Genomic DNA, 16,278 nt, shown 5'->3' on the forward strand with positions numbered 1-16,278 from the left:
CTTTACTCCTTGCGGATGGGGATCATCAGATCGGTCACGCAGGCGCGCGGCGGATGGTGCCGCCCTGGGCTGCGATACAACTCAAGCGCCGGCCGGTCGTCCGGATCGAAGCCGTAGCTTGGGAGGCAGCCGCCGTAGAGCGCCTGCATGGTGGGCGCGATCAGCGCGTAAGGGCCGATCAGCTGGTGGCAAGCGTAGAGGCCGCCTTCGATGCGCATCGGCAGCAAGCGGCCGGTCATGGCGCGCGGCGCATCGAGGATGACGCCCGCGAAGTACTCGAACGAGCCGGGCGTTTCCGGATCGCCATAGCAGACGCCAATGCGGTCGGGCGCATCCGCCGATTCCATATCGATGCCGAGCAGTTGCCGCAGCATGACGAACGTCTGACGGATGGTTGCGACGGGGCCGTCGTGGCGCAGGCAGAGTGCGTGCAGAGGCGGCTGCTCGATCAGTTCGATGGGCGGCAGGTCTGCGGTATCTGCGCTGCGCACATTCAACGCCTGCTGCCGGCTCTGGAACGCGCGCGGGCTTACGCCGGTGAATTCGCGAAAGGCACGGGCGAATGCCTGCGGGCTGCCATAGCCGACATTCAGGGCGACATCGGTGACGGAATCTTCTGCGCCGCTCAAACGCTGCGCAGCCTGCGCCAGCCGCATGCGCTGGACGGTCTCGAACACGCCTTCACCAGTGAGCGCCCGGTAGATGCGATGAAAGTGAAACGGCGACAGGTGCGCCACCGCCGCCAGGCTCTGCACCGTGTGCGGGGCGGCTGGGTCGGCCAGGATCGCTTCGATCACGTGGGCGATGCGGCGGTGGTAGTCGTGTTCAGTGCGCGGCTTCATGCGGCAAAGCATAGTCGCCCGGCACGCTTCGCGCGGTGCAGCGATTGCGCAAATGTGCGCGTATGGCTATCGCGCGGCCGTGGCCCGCAGGGCGGATGCGAACGTGCGCAGCGCCTTCTTCGCCACAGGATCGGTCAAGCGGGAATGCAGCACCACGCTGCGCGATGGGAGCCGAGGCAGGCCGAGCGCTTCGCCCATGTCCACCGTGCCCGGTGGCGCAACGCGGCGGCTGAGCGCCGCCACGGCCAACCCCGCTGCCACGGCTGCCCCGATGGTGGCCACGCCGCCGCCCACAAACACCTCCTGCCAGGCAATGCCCGCAGCTTCCAGCGTGGCGACTGCCATCTGCCGTATGCGGCACGTGTCAGCTTGATTCGCCAGGCGAATGGGCTCGCCGGCACGGTGCTCGAAGTCGGGCGCGGCCAGCCAGCCGAACGGTTCTTCCATGAGGACGTCGCCGTCGGTGCGGCGGTTGTCGTGGCGCAGCACGATGGCCGCATCCAACGCGCCGCTCTCGAAAATCTCGAGGATCTCCCACGAACTGGCGATACGGATCTCCAGCGTCAACGCGGGTTCGGCCAGGCCCATCTGGCGCAGCAGGCGTGGCAGCTCGGCCCCAACAATGTGATGGCTGATCCCGACCGACAGCCGTCGCCGTTCCAGGCCAAACGCGCCGATCGCGCCGTCGTGCGCGGCCACCAGCTCGCGCGCCGCTGCCAGAAAGGCTGCGCCATCCTGCGACAGCCGCACGAGGCGCGGCGTGCGTTCCAGAAGCCGGCGGCCGAGTGCATCTTCCAGCCGTTTGATCTTCAGGCTCACGGCGGATTGCGTGGAGTCCATGGCCTCCGCCGCGCGCGTGAAGCTCTTTAGATCGGCGGTCAGCACGAAAGCCTGGACGGCCTCCAGATCCAGCATCTTCATGGCTCAGTCATTTTGAAATCGAATGATTGAAATATCTTAGGATGCCTTTTTTCAATGATCAATGTGAGGCATTCTGTGGTCACTGCAAACCACGGAGCCCACCATGCCTCTCGTTCAAGTGTCGCTGCGGCGCGGCAAGCCTGCCGCTTATCACCAGGCCATTTTCGATGGCGTCTATCGCGCGATGCGCGAGACGTTCAACGTGCCCGAAGACGATCGCTTCATGATGCTCACCGAGCACGACGCGAGCACCTTCAGCGTCAGTCCGACCTACTTCGGCATCGCGCGCAGCGACGACGTTGTGATCATCCAGATCACCGCCAACAACACGCGCAACCTGGAGCAGAAGCAGGCGCTCTATCGCCGCATCGTCGAGCTGCTGGGCGACAAGCCCGGCATACGGCCCGAAGATGTGTTCATCAATCTGGTGGAGGTGCTGCCCGAGAACTGGTCGTTCGGCAACGGACTCGCGCAGTACGCGCAATGACGCCGCGCCAGGCGCTTCTGGCGTACCTGGGCGGCGTGTTGTGGGCGGCAGTGTTGATCGTTGGCGCCGCGGTCACGTTGGCGGCCGTCACGCGCGACGTATTGCAGAGGCTCAGTCCTTGAGCGAATTGCCGAGCATGTCGAGCAGGAACTGCGTGCCGCGCTCACGCGATCCGGAATCGTCGTAGCCATCCAGGAAGGCGCCCTGCTCGGTCATCACGAGGTGCGTGCCGCCCGAACCGTCCTTCGGCTCACGCAATTCCAGCGTGGCCAGCGAGGCGGAAATCTTGCGGTCGTCGAGGTGCATCACGTACGAATAGACGACGCGCTCGTTGGGGATGACGTCGTGATACAGCGCTTCAAAGCTGGACACGACACCGCTGTCCCACCGGCCCTTGACGACTTCGCGGCCGCCGGGCGTGGCATCCATCTCACGCACGAGCAGCGTGTAGCCGTTGCCGCCGGCAAACCACTTGGCCTTGGCGGCAGGGTCGGTCAGCGCCTTGAATACGCGTGAGCGTGGTGCGTCGTATGTGCGCTCCACCGTAAAGGTCGCATGCACGACCGAACGCTGAATGCCCTCGGCCAGCGGGATGCTTGCGGCTTCGCGCTCGAGCTTGTCGAGCGTCTGTTTCCAGCCTTCGGGCGCGCCCTTGATCATCATCTCGGCAATCGGGGCGAGCGGCGTGTGGGTTTGCGTGACTTCCATGCGTGTGCCACCGCATTCCTCAGCAAAGGTGACGACGGTGTGGGCGTTCATCAGCGGGCGGTTGTCGCCGTCCACGACGTTCATGTCGATGACCAGGCGCGCATTGGGCACGATCTCAAGAAAGTGGCCGCGCGACCAGTGGTCTTGCCCCTCGGGCGAGCGCATGCATACGTCGAACTTGCCGCCCACGCGAAACTCCACCGTCGCGTCGGGCACCGTGAAATGCGTCGGGCAGAACCAGCGTTTGATGTGGTCGGCGGTGCTCCAGGCCTTGAAGACCCAGTCGCGGGATACGGGGAAGGTGCGCGAGATTACGAGGGGGCGCAGGGTCGTGCCGGCGGGGCTGTCAATGGTCGTCGTCATGCGGGTCTCCTTGGGTTTTGAGGGTGTCCAGATAGGCGCCGAGGCGGTCGAAGTGCTGTTCCCACTCCAGGCGCCGCTGGTTGATCCACTGCTCTGCGAGGCTCAGCGCCTCGGGTTCGATACGGCACGTACGCACGCGGCCCACCTTTTCCGATCGCACGAGACCGGAGTTCTCCAGCACTGAGAGGTGCTGCATCACGGCAGGCAACGAGATATCGAGGGGTTGGGCGAGTTCGCTCACAGACGCAGGCCCGCGCACAAGCTGCACCAGCATTGCGCGCCGGTTGCCGTCTGCCAGCGCCTGGAAGGCGAGATCGAGGGAGGTGTCATTGTTAAGCATGTGGTTAACTATAGCGACCCTGAATAGTTAAGCAAGTACTTTATCTTTGCGTCGTTGACACGTCGGTTGACAGGCCGATTTAGTTCGCATACAAAGTAAAAACTTCGTATGCGAACTAAATCGGCGCAATGAACAGCACACCCCAAACCATTCCCGCCACCGACGGCTACCCGCTGGGCGCCATGCTCTGGACGGCCGCTGGCACGCCGCAGGGCGTGGTGGTCATGCATCCGGCCACGGGCGTGCCGCAACGCATCTATCAAGCCTTTGCCAAGTTCCTGGCGGAACGCGGGTTTCATGCCATCACGTATGACTACCGCGGCATCGGTGCATCCCGACCGAAGAGCCTGCGCCGCTTTGCTGCCCGCATGCGCGATTGGGCGCTGCTCGACGCCGAAGGCGTGATGCGATGGGCAAGGGCACGTTACCCGGCGCTGTCGCAACTGGCAGTCGGGCATTCGGTGGGCGGCCACGCCATCGGCCTGTGCTGTGCAGACTGGGATGTCGCGGGCGTTGTTCAGGTGGCCTGCCACACGGGCAACTCGCGCTTCATCCGCCAACGCGGCGAACGCTGGCGCGTGGAGCTGATCCTGCGCGGCGTTGGGCCACTGATGGCGCGGCTGATTGGCTACGTACCCGGCAAGCGCCTGGGTCTGGGCGAAGACCTGCCCGGCGGCGTCGCCATCGAATGGGGCGCATGGGCCGGCATGCAGCGCTACTTCTTCGATGACCCGACGCTCGGCGCCATCGAGCGCTTCAACCGCGTGACGCATCCCGTGCTCGTCTACGGTTTTGACGACGACCCGTGGGCCACGCCCGCCGCCATCAACGCGTTGACGATGCACTTCACGAACACGTGGGTCGAGCGCCGGCAGATTGCGCCCGCGCAGGCCGGCGGCGCGGTGGGGCACATGGGCTTCTTCCGCGCGCAGTTTGCTGCCACGCTGTGGCCAGGTCTGGTGGATTGGCTGAGCGAGCGCGCTGCAACCACGCGCCCTGAAGCGGTGGCTGCATGACCGCACCAGACCGTCGCCTTGTCTATCTGATCAGCGTCGGGCAACGACGCTTGCAGCGCTGGATTCAAACGCGCACCGCGGAGGGCGTGACCGCAGCGCAATCCGGCCTGCTGTTCTTCCTGGAGAAGAACGACGGCGCGTTGATGCGCGAAGCCGGCGCCGCGTTGGATCTCGGCCCCTCCGCCATGAGTGGCTTGGTCGATCGCACCGCCGACGCCGGCCTGATCGAGCGCCGCGCCGATGCCAAGGATGGCCGCGCGTGGCAGCTCTGGATTACGCCCGCCGGCCGTGAAGCCTTGGCACAAACACGCACCGGCCTGGCCGAACTGAACGCGCGGCTGACCGAAGGCTTTACCGACGCCGAGATCGATGTTGTCGCACGCTGGCTCGCCAGCCTGCAAAGCAAATTCCCCACCGGAGACGAGCAATGACTGAACACATCCAGAGCCGCACCGCCGATGGCGTGCTGACGCTCACCCTGGCACGCGCTGACAAGAAGAACGCCATGACCGATGCGATGTATGGCGCGCTGGCCGATGCGCTGGACGCCGCCGAGCGCGACAAGACCGTGCGCGTGGTGCTGCTGCGCGCTGAAGGCGACATGTTCTCCGCCGGCAACGACATCGGCGAATTCGCATCGATTGCCATGTCGGGCGGCAAGGGCGATGGCGAGCGCAACGTCATCCGCTTCCTGCATGCACTGGCGCGCGCCACGCGCCCGCTGGTGGCAGCTGTGCAGGGCCGCGCGGTCGGCATCGGCACAACCATGCTGCTCCATTGCGACTTCGTGCTCTTGGCGGACAACGCGCAGCTTTCCACGCCGTTCGTCAATCTGGCGCTGGTGCCTGAGGCGGCGTCGAGCCTGCTGATGCCCGCGCGCCTGGGCCATGTGCGCGCGTTCGAGATGTTCGCGCTGGGCGATGCGGTGAGCGCGGAATCGGCACTCGCATGGGGCTTGGCGAATCGGGTGGTGCCGTTGTATCAGCTCGGCACGGAGGCGGAGGCCATTGCGGCGCGGTTGGCGCGCCAGCCGCTGGGCGCCCTGACCGAAACCAAGCGCCTGATGCGCGATGCCGAACTGCTCAAGCAGCAGATGGATGTCGAGAGCGCCTGCTTTGCGCAGCGCTTGAAATCTCCGGAGGCGCATGAAGCCTTCCGGGCGTTTGTCGATCGACGGCCGCCCAATTTCAACGCCGTGGCGCACTGAGCGCGGCGGTGTCTCCTTCGGCGGCCCTGGTCCGGCCGCCTTTTTTCATTCAAACCGCCAATCGCCCCTGCGTGGCCGCCACGGAAATCGTCGCTTCCATACCGGCGGTAAAGCGTAGGTAATCGGCTTCCATGCCGTCGGAAAAGATCACACCGTTCTCAGGCATGCGCGAGCGCAGCTTGAGCGGTTGATCCGCATCCACATGCCCGAACACGAGCGTGGCCTGCGATGCACGGCTCGGAAACGGCTCGCGCACGGCGAACGTCAGTTGCGGAGCGTCCCACGGTTCGGGCGCGTAGTGGAAGTCATCGCCGCCCGCATGCATGGCGCGCGCGACGCCCATCGAGCCGGTCACGATGCTCTTCAGCCACGCCGTTGAACCCAACCCCGTGGCGACGATGATCCCCGACGACGATTGCGCTTCGCGCCGGTCGCCTACCTCGATTTCGTACAGCGCAGACGCATGCGTGCGTGGCCCGATGAAGAGATCGTTGACGGCACGCAGCACCTGCCCGTCGGACAGACGTGCTTCGGCCATCGTCACGGCCTTGGTGGGGCGCTTGTCGCGTGCCACGTCGGTCAGCACGGTGCCGAGGTCTTTCGGCTCAAAGGGCAGTAGCACGCCGTCCCAGCGGCCGGGCTCGGGGTTCAGGCCGATCAGCGGCTGGCCGTCGAGATACTTCATCGAGTTGGCGACCAGCCCGTCTTGGCCGAGTGCCACCACGATGTCGTCCGGCGCAAAGATGAAGTTGGGCAGGTAGCCGCGGTCCACCACCTGGTAGCGGCCCCACGTTTCCAGCGCGCGCACCGTGATCTCCAGGCTGCGCGCGTAGGCGGCGTTCTCGGCCAGGTAGTCGGAAAAATCGGCGCCCAGGTGTTCGAGATAGAACTTTGCCTGCGCCAGCGTGTGGTGGCGCGCCACCAGCTCTTCAAGCCGGGTGCGGCGCGTCACCAGCACGACCTTGCGGCCATCGGTGCTCATGATGCAGCCCTGCCTGTGGTGCCGATTGTGCCGGTGGAGGCGTTCATCAGCCCTTGCAGCAGTTCTGGCGACACGTTGAGCTGGCCGATGCGTTCGGCACGTTCGGCAATGCCGCCAAAGGCCTGTGCGATGAGCTGACCAGGCTGCATGCCGGCCGCAGCAAGCACGTTGACGATGCGCGGGTCGGCCTTTTCCAGCGCCTGCATGACGGCGGCCACGCGATAGGCCTCGGCTTCGGCCAGCGTGCGGCTGTTCTCGGCTTGGCCGGCCACGAAGGCCTTGCGCTGACCTTCGAGTTCCACATCGGCGGCCATCTGCTCGTTGCGCAGGGCATTCTCCTTGCGCATCAAGGTGGCCTTGGCTTCCATCTGCGTCTCGCGAATCTGGCGCTTCTTCTGCTCGACGGCGATGTCGGTGTCCAGCTCGTTCTGGCGGATGGCGCGTTCGTTTTCCACGGCCGACATGCGGCGCAAATAGACGGCGTCGTCCGCGGCCTTGAGGTTGGACTCGCGTGCCTCGGCTTCCAGCGCGCGGGCGATGTCGGGCGTCGGCTTGACCGCCATGACCGACACGCCCAGGATCTCCAGCCCCAACGCTGCAATTTCAGGCTGTGCGGCCAGTTCAGCTTGTGCGGTGCGCGCGATGGCCGCCGATGCGCGCAGCGCCGCCTTCAGTTCCATCGCCTGCACGGCCTGCTGCACGATCACCTCCACTTGCTGCGCCACGCGGTCGCCCAAACGCTTCGGGTCTTCCGATACATAGCTCTGGCCATTCTTGGCGAGCGAGAAATCCATCATCGCGGCGGTGCGGCGCGGGTCGCTGATGCGGTACGTCACCTGGCCCTGCACGGTCACGCTCTGGAAATCGGCCGTCACCAGCTCAAGGATGAACGGGCGGTCCTGGCTGGCCACCGGCACGGCCACCAGCGTGGTCGTCGGGCCGTAATAGAAGAACGACAGGCCCGAGCCTTCGCGCACAACCTTGCCGGCACGGAACTGCATGAGGTGAACGGTGGGCTGCGACTTGATGAAACGGATGCCAAACATGATGACCCCCTTTGTGTTGTGAGTTGTACAGTACAACTTGTATGGGTTGGACAATACAACTTACTATTGAGGCCGTCAAGAAATTTGTGACCCGCCATGGCCACCCGATCTTCCGTCAAGACCTTTCCGCTACCGTTCACCACTGTGGATGTCGTCATCTTCACGGTGCTGGATGACGTATTGCGCGTGCTGCTCGTTCAGCGGCCCAATGCCGAAGGGGAGCCCTTTCCCGGCGCATGGGCGCTGCCCGGCGGATATGTCGATACGGCCGTCGATGCCACGCTGGAAGACTGCGCGCGCCGCAAGCTGCTGGAGAAAACCGGCGTGGGCAGCCCGTATTTGGAGCAGTTGGGCAGTTGGGGCGGGGCCGCGCGTGACCCGCGCGGCTGGTCGGCCACGCATGTCTACTTTGCGTTGATACCTGCGCAGGGCGTCGTGCTTGCCAAGGGCGCCAATGCGGCCGACGTGGCGTGGTATGCGGTGGACGACGTACTGCGCGCACCTGAACTGGCCTTCGACCACGCGGCAATCCTGCGCACTGCCGTCGAGCGTTTGCGCAGCAAGGTCGAATACACATCGTTGCCGGCGTTTTTGCTGGCCGAGCCGTTCTCGCTACCGCAGTTGCAGCGCATGTACGAGATCGTGCTCGGTCGCCCGGTCGATAAAAGCGGCTTCCGCACCCGAATGCTGTCGGCCAATTTTTTGGAAGAGGCGGGTTTGGCAGAAGGCGATTCGTATCGCCCCGCCAAGGGCTACCGCCTGATTGACCGCAGCGCGCCGGTCGTCTTCCCGCGCACCTTCAGCCCGCGCGCGGGGGATTCAAATACCTGAGCGGGGTAACGGGTGCCGTGACAGAGGGGGCAGCGCACCAGGCTAAGGTTGTTCGTCGTCTTCCAAAGAAAATCGCTGCGCCGCGCGCGTGCCGTTGCGCACGGTCTCGTCAACCACTCCGCGGTGCACGAGCTTGTGTCCGCGGTCGGGCGCTACCGTTGGCTGTCCGTGGCTGCGGCGGCTGTCGATGCCGGCAATCGGCGCTTCCGGATCAGGCTCGGGCCTGGTGTTGGCCAGCGACGCGTTGGAATAGATGACGTTGTCTTGCCACAGCGATGAGTCTTTGACCGCCGCCTGGCTTTTGCCGTCCGTGTCGATCGTGCTGCCGGAGGCTTCGGTGCCGGCGGCGTCTACAGAGCGGATGCGCTGTGATGCCTGCTGCACGGGGTCGGCCGGGCTGGGGCCTTGAACATAGGTGGTGCCTGCCTTGCCGGCTTCTTGCAGCGGCGGGCGGGCAGAACAGAACTTGTCGGAGGGCATGACGTGCTCCTGAGTGGGGCTCCTGAGTGAGAGCAGACGGCAAACCTGCCGCAACCGTCATGCCAGCGCAGCGTCTATGCGCGCTTGCGGGTGGGCCGTTTGCCTGCCTCCTGCAGGAACGCCACCGCACGCGGTTCCGTTGCGTACGCGCTATTGATGCGCACCCATGGCGATACCTCCAGGTTCGGGCGGAAGTAATGCCCGGGCGCCAACGTCACGCCGTGCTTTTCGGCGGTGGCCGCCAGATCGCGCGAGTCCTCAACATGCGGCACACGTGCCCACAGGAAGTTGCCGCCAGAGGGATGGTGAAACACTTCCCAGCCCGCATCGGCCAGCACATCGAGCGACGCGATGACGGAGTCACCCGCGCGCTGGCGCAGCCGCTCCACATATTTGCGATAGGCGCCGCGCTCCAGCAACGTGCTCACCACGGCCTCGGCAAAACGCGAGCCGCCCACGCTGGTGAGCATCTTCACGTTGGTCAGGTCATGCACCAGCTCGCGCTTGGCAATCAGGTAGCCCACCGGCAGCGACGCCGACACCGTCTTCGAAAATCCGCCCACGTAGATCACCTGGTCGAGCTGGTCCAGCGTTGCCAGCCGCGCGGTGGGGTCGGCCTGCAGGTCGGCAAAGATGTCGTCTTCCAGAAACGTGAAGCCGTGGCGCCGCGCCAGCTCAAGCAGCCGAAACGCGACCGGTGGCGACACGACCGAGCCGGTCGGATTCTGCAGCACGCTGTTGATGAAGAACAGCTTGGGCCGGTGTTCGCGCAGCATCGCTTCCGTGACTTCCACGTCGGGCCCATCGCTCCTGCGCGGAATGCCGACCAGCTTCACACCATGCAAACGCAGTAGGCCGAACACGGTGTAGTAGCCCGGGTCTTCCACAAACACCGTGTCGCCGGGTTTGAGCAGGTGCCGCATCACAAGGTCGATCGCCTGGCTCGTGCCGGCGGTGATCAACACATTGGGCAGTTCCGCCTGGATACCAAGCTGGCGTGCTCGCATCATGACCTGATGGCGCAGCGCCATGTTGCCAAGCGGCGAGGAGTAGTCGATCACCGCGTGTGTATCGGTGCGAGACACCTGGCGGATGGCCTGCGTCAGGCCGTCGACATCGCGCCAGTCGGCCGGCACAAAGCCGCCGCCGAGCTTGAGCATGCCGTCGGGGTAACTGAACTGCTCGAAGATGTGTTTGGACTCAGCCTCTGCGCGGCGTGGGTCTGACCAGCCGCGCCCGTCGCGGCCGGTCAGGTTGCTCTCGGCCACATAGAAGCCGGAGCCGTGGCGCGAGTCCAGCAGGCCCAGGGAGACCAATCGATCATAGGCTTCGATCACGGGGAAGCGGCTGATGCCGTAGTCGGCCGCCAGTTGCCGGATCGACGGCAGCTTGGCGCCGGGGCGCACGTCGTTGTCTCGGATCCATGCCTGCACGCCGGCCACGATCTGGTCGGCAATCGGTACGCGGGTGGTGGCATCGATGAGAAGTTTCATGGCGTGAAGGCTGATCTGGAAGCTTCTGAACAGATGCGAGCAACTGTTCAGTACTGTTCAGGCATTGTAGCCAAACGCGCCGGAACGCGATGGTGCGGATCGCCACGCGGCGGGCCGCATTCTCCGCGGGACGATGCGCCGGGCTGGCTCCGTGAAAAAGGGGAGCCGGCCCTTTCTTTCGCGCGTTTTGAGGCCGCATTCGGAAGCCCACCGAATACAAGCGACTGCGGCGATACTGGCGCCTTACGCCCGGCGCATACAAATCGGGCGAAGGCCATGCACCTTCAAAGGAGAGGAGACAAATGCGTACGTCGTTCAAGCGTCGTGGAGCCGTCATCGGGCGGCTGTTGCGCCTGGCCATTGCGGTTGTGGTGTTGGTGGCCGCTTACGTGGCGTTCAACACGTGGCGGCACAGCTCGCGCCAGCTCGATGTGCCCGCTGTCACGCCGGTCGCAGTGGACGGGCCGGCCGCTGCGGCGCACCTGGCCGAAGCCGTACGCGCACGCACCGTATCGAGCGCGACCGATGCGCAACTGAACGCCGACCAGTTCCGCCAGTTGCACGCCATGCTCGAGGCGCGCTATCCCAAGGCACATGCCGTGCTGCAGCGTGAGCAAGTGGGCGACTTTGCGTTGCTCTACACCTGGAAGGGCTCCGACCCGTCGCTAAAGCCCGTCATGCTGATGGCGCACCAAGACGTCGTGCCCATCGCCCCCGGCACCGAAGGCGACTGGACCCAGCCGCCCTTCGACGGCGTGGTGAAAGACGGCATGGTCTGGGGCCGTGGCGCGTGGGACGACAAGGGCAACCTGATCTCGCAGATGGAGGCCATCGAGTTGCTGGCCGCGAGTGGTTTCAAACCGCGCCGCACCATCCACCTGGCCTTTGGCGCCGATGAGGAAGTGGGCGGCGAGCGCGGTGCCAAGCAGATCGCCGCGCTGCTCAAGTCGCGCGGTGAGCGTCTCGACTTCGTGATCGACGAAGGCCTGTTGATTACCGAAGGCGTGCTGCCGGGGCTCACCAAACCAGCGGCGCTGATCGGCGTGGCAGAGAAGGGCTTTCTCTCAGTGCAACTCAAGGTCGGGGCCACGCCGGGGCATTCGTCGATGCCGCCGCCGCACGGGCAGAGCGCCATCGCCATGATGAGCGCCACGCTCAAGCGGCTGGATGACGATCAATTGCCCGCCGGCATTCGCGGTGTTGCACAGGAGATGTTTGCAACGCTAGCGCCAGAGATGCAGGGTTTCAGCCGCGTGGCGCTGTCCAACCTGTGGCTGTTCGGGCCGCTGGTGCAGAAGCAGCTGGAAGCGTCGGCCAGTTCCAACGCCATGCTGCGCACCACCACTGCGCTGACCATCGTGCAGGCCGGCAACAAGGACAACGTGCTGCCCGGCCGCGCCGAGGCGACGGTCAACTTCCGTCTGCTACCCGGCGACACCATCGCCTCCGTTACCGCGCACGTCGAAGATGCCGCCAAGGCGGCCGCGCCCAACGGCAAGTTCGAACTGAGCCGGCTGCCCGGTTCGAGCGAGGCCTCGCCGGTGTCGCCCACGCAATCGGCGTCGTATCAGTTGATCAACAAGACGGTGCGCGAGCTGTTTCCGGGCACGGTCGTGGCGCCCGGGCTGATGATCGGGGCGACCGATTCGCGCCACATGATCGAGATTGCCGACCATGTCTATCGGTTCTCGCCGGTGCGCGCCAAGCCGGAAGACTTGCCGCGCTTTCACGGCACCAACGAGCGGATCACCGAGGCCAACCTGGTGGAGCTGATCCGGTTCTACCACCGGTTGGTGCAGCAGGCAGCCGGGGCTTGATGTCAGTGCGAGGCCGCCAGCAGCGTGTCGATGTGCGCGTCGTTGGTGGCTTCGGGGCGGCGCAGTTGCGTGCTGCGGCTGCCGTCTACTGAGATGGCTGTGTCGCCGTGCACGGTCACGCGGCGTACCAGGCGCGGCTGGTTGCCGTAATCGTTGATGGCGTAGTGCTGCGTGGCACGGTTGTCCCAGATGGCGACGTCGTGCTGGCGCCATTGCCAGCGCACGGTGTTGTCGAGCCGCGTCACGCGATTCTGCAGTAACTCGAACAGCCGCGTCGATTCGCTGCCCGCCACGCCGGTGAAGCGCTTGACGAAGTGGCCGAGCAGCAGGGCGCGTTCGCTGGTCTCGGGGTGCACGTGCACCACCGGGTGCGAGGCTTCATATACCGAGGCGGTAAATACCTCGTGGTGATGCCGCAGGCGCGCACCGTCGATCTGCGTGCGCTCGGCGCCGTAGTCGTAATCGTTGGTGTGCACGGCCCAGAGTTGCTCGGCAAGCTGCTTGAGCGGGTCGGGCAACAGCTCGTAGGCGCGGGCGGTGTTGGCCCAGACGGTGTCGCCGCCGTAAGCGGGAATCGTCACCGCGCGCAGGATCGATACCTTCGGAAACGCATCCAGAAACGTCACGTCGGTGTGCCAGGAATCGGCGCGGCCGCCGCCCTTTGACGCGTCGAGTTCAAACAGTTGCGTGCCGGTGGGCGCCGGCACGGTCGGGTGGGCGACGATGCGGCCGAAGCGCTTGCCGAAGGCCTGGTGCCGGTCGTCGTCCAGATGCTGCTGGTCGCGAAAGAACAACACCTTGTATTTGAGCAGCGCGGCATACAGGCTCGCGAACGCGTCTTCCGTCAGTTCCGCGCCAAGCTTGAGGTCGAGAACCTCCCCGCCGATGTGGCCGGCCACCCGGCGTATGCGCAGGGCGCCAAACGTGGGGTCGATGGCGGCGTTGTGGTCGTATGGCATGGCGGCTCCGGCAGGAATGGCGATGGACCATGCTAGCCAGCCGGCGCCCAACGGAAAACGAACGGTTTGACATATCCAAATGCAGTTCTGTCCGTCATTGCACTGAACTGTTCGCGAAAGATGCTGAACAGTTCAGCCAAACTGTTCACAACTGTTCATGTCAACGGCTTGAACTGCCGCGCAAGATGGAACCGTGCCGATCCGCAGTCCCCATAAAAATCCACCACGAACCCCGGCACAGGAGTCTCAATCATGCGCGAAATCAGAATCTTCGAACTGGACCGGCCGGGCGTGCCGGTGAGCTGGCGGTCGGCACGGGCCCAAACCATCGCCGCACAAGCCGGGCTGTTGTGGGTCACGCAAGAGCATCAGCGGCAGGACATCTGGCTCAAGCCAGGCCAGTCGATCGACGTACCGGCGGGCGTGCGCTTCTGGCTCTCCGGTGAACCGGTCGAAGGTACGCCGGCGCGCTTTGCCGTGACCGAAGACATCAACGCCCCGCGCCGCCTGCTGCGCTTCATCGGTCTGCTGGTGGTGGCTGCGTATCGGCAGATTCTGCGTGACGACGGGCAGGATGCTGCGCGTACGCCGTCGGCACAGCGGATTGGCACCTAAGCCGTGCGTCAAGCCGGAAACACGAGCCGGAACTCGGTCCGCCCACCCGGCGGGCTGCTGGCCTGCACGCTACCGCCGTGCAGGTCCATGATGGTCTTGACGATAGCCAATCCCAGGCCAGTGGACTGGCTTGATTGCGCACCAGACTGCGCCCGCGAGGGGTCGCCCCGATAGAACCGCTCGAACAGAAGCGGCAGGGCGGGGGCCGGAATGCCTGCCCCGGGGTTGCCCACGGTAATTGCGATGCCCTGCGGCATCAACTCGATTGCTACGTCGATGCGCGCTCCGGCGGGCGTGTGACGTAGCGCGTTGTCGAGCAGGTTGTTGATCGCCCGGCGCAGCAACGTGGCGTCCGCGCGCAGTTGCGCATCGCCGCGCACGTCGATGGTGATGTCACGATCAGCCGCCACCGCCTCGAAGTAGTCGACCAGCACTTGCACCTCGTGGCGCGCATCCAGCGGCGCGATGGACAGCGCCACACGGGCATGGTCGGCGCGTGCCAGGAACAGCATGTCTTCGATCATGTGCGACAGGCGCGCGTATTCCTCCAGGTTGGATTCGAGCACGCTGCGGTATTCCTCGACCGTGCGCGGGTGGGCGAGCGTGACTTCTGTCTGGCCTACCAGGTTGGCCAGCGGCGTGCGGAAATCATGCGCCAGGTCTGCCGAGAACTGCGAGAGCCGCGCAAAGCCATCCTGCAGGCGCGTGAGCATGGCGTTGAGTGAAGCCAGCAAGTCGGCCAACTCACGCGGCGCCCCCTGCAGCGTGAGACGCGTATCGAGCTGGCTCGGCACCACGGCCGCTGCCTGATTGCCGATGCGTGCCAACCCGCGCAGCGTGCCGCGCACGAGCAGCAGGCTCAGCAGCGCCACCGCAGCCACACCGCCAAGCACTGCAAACACGATGTGGCGCTGGTACTTGGTGAGCAGTGCTGCACGGCTGTCGCCATCCTGCGCCACCAGCACGATGACTTTTGCAGAGTTCTGCCCCAGCCATGCCTCCGCGGCTACGGCGCGCGATGCCATGCCCGTCATCGACGTCCATGTGTGTACGGCAGACTCCGATGGCGATACCGCAGCCCCAACCACGGGCGGCATCGTCACCTGTTCGCCCTCGGGGTTCACCTCAACCAGCGTGCGGCCTTCGGGCGTGGCAATGCGCAGGATCAACCCATCGTGGCCCGACACCACATCGGTGTAGCGGTGCGCGGTGCGCGCCAGATCGTCGGCGTTGAGCGCCTCGCTGGCCAGGTGGCGCAGTTGCGTGATCTTGCCGAGCAGCATCGCATCGTCAGCCACGCGCAGTTGCGCGTTGAGCGCGAAGTACAGATACGTGCCGGCTGCCGTGAGCGTGACCGATGTCACCACCACAAACGCCAGCACGAGCCTGCTGGCAAGCGACGCGGGCCAGCGCATCAGCGGCCTCATCAGCGATCCACCGCGTCCAGCACGTAGCCCATGCCGCGCAACGTGTGGATCAGCTTGTGCTCGAATGGGTCGTCCACCTTGGCGCGCAGCCGCCGGATCGACACATCCACCACGTTGGTGTTGCTGTCGAAATTCACATCCCACACCTGAGAGGCGATCAGCGATCGCGATAGCACCTCCCCCGTGCGGCGCGCCAGCAGATGCAGCAGCGCGTATTCCTTGGCGGTCAGGTCGATGCGTTGTCCTGCACGCGTCACGCGGCGCTTGATCGTGTCGATCGTCAGGTCGGCAATTTCGAGGATCTCGCTTTCGCGCAGCGGGCCGCGCCGCAGGATGGTGCGCACGCGCGCCACCAGCTCGGCAAAGGCGAAGGGTTTGACGAGGTAATCGTCTGCGCCCAGTTCGAGGCCTTTCAGGCGGTCGGCCAGTTCGTCGCGTGCGGTCAGGCACAGCACCGGCGTGCTCTTGCGGCGGCGCAGTTCCTGCAGCACCTGCCAGCCGTCCATGCCCGGCAGCATGACGTCCAGCACGATCAGGTCGTAGTCATGCTCCATGGCCTGGAACAGACCATCGGGGCCCGTGCGGGCAAGGTCAGCCACAAAGCCGGATTCCGTCAGGCCCTTGAGCAGGTAGTCGCCCGCTTTGGGCTCGTCTTCAACAATCAGCAGTCGCATGATGAAAAGTGGCGTGCGCTTGATGCATCCGCCAGTGCCGCCACGATATGCCAAAACCCCAGATGGCGGC

At 65.1% G+C, this 16,278-nt stretch carries 18 protein-coding genes; 7 read left to right on the forward strand and 11 right to left on the reverse strand.

Annotation, left to right across the window (positions count from 1 at the left end; translation table 11 throughout):
• Window positions 1-2: 2 nt before the first annotated feature.
• Window positions 3-842: an AraC family transcriptional regulator gene (locus M1D44_RS18750; RefSeq protein WP_316853603.1), complete on the reverse strand. Its 840-nt coding sequence runs from the start codon at window positions 840-842 to the stop codon at window positions 3-5.
• A gap of 66 nt (window positions 843-908) precedes the next feature.
• Window positions 909-1,763: a LysR family transcriptional regulator gene (locus M1D44_RS18755; RefSeq protein WP_024977645.1), complete on the reverse strand. Its 855-nt coding sequence runs from the start codon at window positions 1,761-1,763 to the stop codon at window positions 909-911.
• Between the two features lie 103 nt (window positions 1,764-1,866).
• On the opposite strand from M1D44_RS18755, the gene M1D44_RS18760 reads away from it, so the two are divergent.
• Window positions 1,867-2,250, forward strand: coding sequence for a tautomerase family protein (locus M1D44_RS18760; protein ID WP_024977646.1), 384 nt, complete (start codon window positions 1,867-1,869; stop codon window positions 2,248-2,250).
• 111 nt (window positions 2,251-2,361) lie between these two features.
• On the opposite strand, the gene M1D44_RS18765 is transcribed toward M1D44_RS18760, so the two are convergent.
• Together M1D44_RS18765 and M1D44_RS18770 are read right to left on the reverse strand one after the other, a co-directional pair.
• On the reverse strand, window positions 2,362-3,321 hold the full coding sequence (locus M1D44_RS18765) for an SRPBCC family protein (RefSeq protein ID WP_024977647.1): 960 nt from the start codon (window positions 3,319-3,321) through the stop codon (window positions 2,362-2,364).
• Window positions 3,305-3,661 (reverse strand): ArsR/SmtB family transcription factor, encoded by a 357-nt coding sequence (locus M1D44_RS18770; RefSeq protein WP_316853604.1) that lies wholly within the window; start codon window positions 3,659-3,661, stop codon window positions 3,305-3,307. Before M1D44_RS18770 ends, M1D44_RS18765 begins: the two co-directional genes overlap by 17 nt.
• Before the next feature lie 128 nt (window positions 3,662-3,789).
• Here M1D44_RS18770 and M1D44_RS18775 point away from each other — a divergent pair, with 128 nt between their 5' ends.
• From M1D44_RS18775 to M1D44_RS18785, 3 genes are read left to right on the forward strand one after another with little or no spacing between them, the layout of a single operon-like run.
• Complete coding sequence (locus tag M1D44_RS18775; RefSeq protein WP_024977649.1) at window positions 3,790-4,677, forward strand: alpha/beta hydrolase family protein; 888 nt, start codon at window positions 3,790-3,792, stop codon at window positions 4,675-4,677.
• Entirely contained in the window at window positions 4,674-5,108 is a 435-nt protein-coding gene (locus M1D44_RS18780) for a MarR family winged helix-turn-helix transcriptional regulator (RefSeq protein ID WP_112187384.1), read from the forward strand. Before M1D44_RS18775 ends, M1D44_RS18780 begins: the two co-directional genes overlap by 4 nt.
• Window positions 5,105-5,884 (forward strand): enoyl-CoA hydratase, encoded by a 780-nt coding sequence (locus M1D44_RS18785; protein WP_316853605.1) that lies wholly within the window; start codon window positions 5,105-5,107, stop codon window positions 5,882-5,884. Before M1D44_RS18780 ends, M1D44_RS18785 begins: the two co-directional genes overlap by 4 nt.
• Window positions 5,885-5,933: 49 nt before the next feature.
• Here M1D44_RS18785 and M1D44_RS18790 read toward each other — a convergent pair whose 3' ends face one another.
• Window positions 5,934-6,866, reverse strand: coding sequence for a diacylglycerol kinase catalytic domain-containing protein (locus tag M1D44_RS18790; protein WP_024977652.1), 933 nt, complete (start codon window positions 6,864-6,866; stop codon window positions 5,934-5,936).
• On the reverse strand, window positions 6,863-7,912 hold the full coding sequence (locus M1D44_RS18795; RefSeq protein WP_024977653.1) for an SPFH domain-containing protein: 1,050 nt from the start codon (window positions 7,910-7,912) through the stop codon (window positions 6,863-6,865). The genes M1D44_RS18790 and M1D44_RS18795 overlap by 4 nt, the downstream gene beginning before the upstream one ends.
• Before the next feature lie 96 nt (window positions 7,913-8,008).
• Between M1D44_RS18795 and M1D44_RS18800 the strand changes: the two genes are divergently transcribed.
• Window positions 8,009-8,743 (forward strand): NUDIX hydrolase, encoded by a 735-nt coding sequence (locus M1D44_RS18800; RefSeq protein WP_316853606.1) that lies wholly within the window; start codon window positions 8,009-8,011, stop codon window positions 8,741-8,743.
• A gap of 42 nt (window positions 8,744-8,785) precedes the next feature.
• Here M1D44_RS18800 and M1D44_RS18805 read toward each other — a convergent pair whose 3' ends face one another.
• Both M1D44_RS18805 and M1D44_RS18810 read right to left on the reverse strand, forming a co-directional pair.
• On the reverse strand, window positions 8,786-9,223 hold the full coding sequence (locus M1D44_RS18805) for a DUF3005 domain-containing protein (protein ID WP_316853607.1): 438 nt from the start codon (window positions 9,221-9,223) through the stop codon (window positions 8,786-8,788).
• Window positions 9,224-9,297: 74 nt separating this feature from the next.
• Window positions 9,298-10,716: an aminotransferase-like domain-containing protein gene (locus M1D44_RS18810; RefSeq protein ID WP_316853608.1), complete on the reverse strand. Its 1,419-nt coding sequence runs from the start codon at window positions 10,714-10,716 to the stop codon at window positions 9,298-9,300.
• A 302-nt stretch (window positions 10,717-11,018) separates the two neighbouring features.
• Here M1D44_RS18810 and M1D44_RS18815 point away from each other — a divergent pair, with 302 nt between their 5' ends.
• Complete coding sequence (locus M1D44_RS18815) at window positions 11,019-12,533, forward strand: M20 family peptidase (protein WP_024977657.1); 1,515 nt, start codon at window positions 11,019-11,021, stop codon at window positions 12,531-12,533.
• Window positions 12,534-12,535: 2 nt separating this feature from the next.
• Here M1D44_RS18815 and M1D44_RS18820 read toward each other — a convergent pair whose 3' ends face one another.
• Window positions 12,536-13,492: a TauD/TfdA dioxygenase family protein gene (locus M1D44_RS18820; protein WP_316853609.1), complete on the reverse strand. Its 957-nt coding sequence runs from the start codon at window positions 13,490-13,492 to the stop codon at window positions 12,536-12,538.
• 252 nt (window positions 13,493-13,744) lie between these two features.
• On the opposite strand from M1D44_RS18820, the gene M1D44_RS18825 reads away from it, so the two are divergent.
• The gene (locus M1D44_RS18825; protein ID WP_024977659.1) at window positions 13,745-14,107 is read left to right on the forward strand and encodes a DUF2917 domain-containing protein; all 363 of its coding nucleotides are present in this window, start codon (window positions 13,745-13,747) and stop codon (window positions 14,105-14,107) included.
• 8 nt (window positions 14,108-14,115) lie between these two features.
• Here the strand turns inward: M1D44_RS18825 and M1D44_RS18830 are convergent, their stop codons facing one another.
• Both M1D44_RS18830 and M1D44_RS18835 read right to left on the reverse strand, forming a co-directional pair.
• Window positions 14,116-15,525: a heavy metal sensor histidine kinase gene (locus M1D44_RS18830; RefSeq protein WP_439004689.1), complete on the reverse strand. Its 1,410-nt coding sequence runs from the start codon at window positions 15,523-15,525 to the stop codon at window positions 14,116-14,118.
• An 8-nt stretch (window positions 15,526-15,533) separates the two neighbouring features.
• Window positions 15,534-16,208, reverse strand: a complete 675-nt coding sequence (locus M1D44_RS18835; RefSeq protein WP_024977661.1) for a heavy metal response regulator transcription factor — start codon at window positions 16,206-16,208, stop codon at window positions 15,534-15,536.
• Window positions 16,209-16,278 lie beyond the last annotated feature (70 nt).

The sequence above is a fragment of the Ralstonia sp. SA306 genome, assembly GCF_054792405.1.

What these genes read in the sequence shown, in the direction of transcription:
- M1D44_RS18765 (WP_024977647.1), bottom strand. Translation starts at nt 3,321, where the DNA reads ATGACGACGACCATTGACAGCCCCGCCGGCACGACCCTGCGCCCCCTC.
- M1D44_RS18770 (WP_316853604.1), bottom strand. Translation starts at nt 3,661, where the DNA reads ATGCTTAACAATGACACCTCCCTCGATCTCGCCTTCCAGGCGCTGGCA.
- M1D44_RS18780 (WP_112187384.1), top strand. Translation starts at nt 4,674, where the DNA reads ATGACCGCACCAGACCGTCGCCTTGTCTATCTGATCAGCGTCGGGCAA.
- M1D44_RS18825 (WP_024977659.1), top strand. Translation starts at nt 13,745, where the DNA reads ATGCGCGAAATCAGAATCTTCGAACTGGACCGGCCGGGCGTGCCGGTG.
- M1D44_RS18755 (WP_024977645.1), bottom strand. Translation starts at nt 1,763, where the DNA reads ATGAAGATGCTGGATCTGGAGGCCGTCCAGGCTTTCGTGCTGACCGCC.
- M1D44_RS18775 (WP_024977649.1), top strand. Translation starts at nt 3,790, where the DNA reads ATGAACAGCACACCCCAAACCATTCCCGCCACCGACGGCTACCCGCTG.
- M1D44_RS18835 (WP_024977661.1), bottom strand. Translation starts at nt 16,208, where the DNA reads ATGCGACTGCTGATTGTTGAAGACGAGCCCAAAGCGGGCGACTACCTG.
- M1D44_RS18760 (WP_024977646.1), top strand. Translation starts at nt 1,867, where the DNA reads ATGCCTCTCGTTCAAGTGTCGCTGCGGCGCGGCAAGCCTGCCGCTTAT.
- M1D44_RS18800 (WP_316853606.1), top strand. Translation starts at nt 8,009, where the DNA reads ATGGCCACCCGATCTTCCGTCAAGACCTTTCCGCTACCGTTCACCACT.
- M1D44_RS18820 (WP_316853609.1), bottom strand. Translation starts at nt 13,492, where the DNA reads ATGCCATACGACCACAACGCCGCCATCGACCCCACGTTTGGCGCCCTG.
- M1D44_RS18795 (WP_024977653.1), bottom strand. Translation starts at nt 7,912, where the DNA reads ATGTTTGGCATCCGTTTCATCAAGTCGCAGCCCACCGTTCACCTCATG.
- M1D44_RS18790 (WP_024977652.1), bottom strand. Translation starts at nt 6,866, where the DNA reads ATGAGCACCGATGGCCGCAAGGTCGTGCTGGTGACGCGCCGCACCCGG.
- M1D44_RS18810 (WP_316853608.1), bottom strand. Translation starts at nt 10,716, where the DNA reads ATGAAACTTCTCATCGATGCCACCACCCGCGTACCGATTGCCGACCAG.
- M1D44_RS18750 (WP_316853603.1), bottom strand. Translation starts at nt 842, where the DNA reads ATGAAGCCGCGCACTGAACACGACTACCACCGCCGCATCGCCCACGTG.
- M1D44_RS18805 (WP_316853607.1), bottom strand. Translation starts at nt 9,223, where the DNA reads ATGCCCTCCGACAAGTTCTGTTCTGCCCGCCCGCCGCTGCAAGAAGCC.
- M1D44_RS18785 (WP_316853605.1), top strand. Translation starts at nt 5,105, where the DNA reads ATGACTGAACACATCCAGAGCCGCACCGCCGATGGCGTGCTGACGCTC.
- M1D44_RS18815 (WP_024977657.1), top strand. Translation starts at nt 11,019, where the DNA reads ATGCGTACGTCGTTCAAGCGTCGTGGAGCCGTCATCGGGCGGCTGTTG.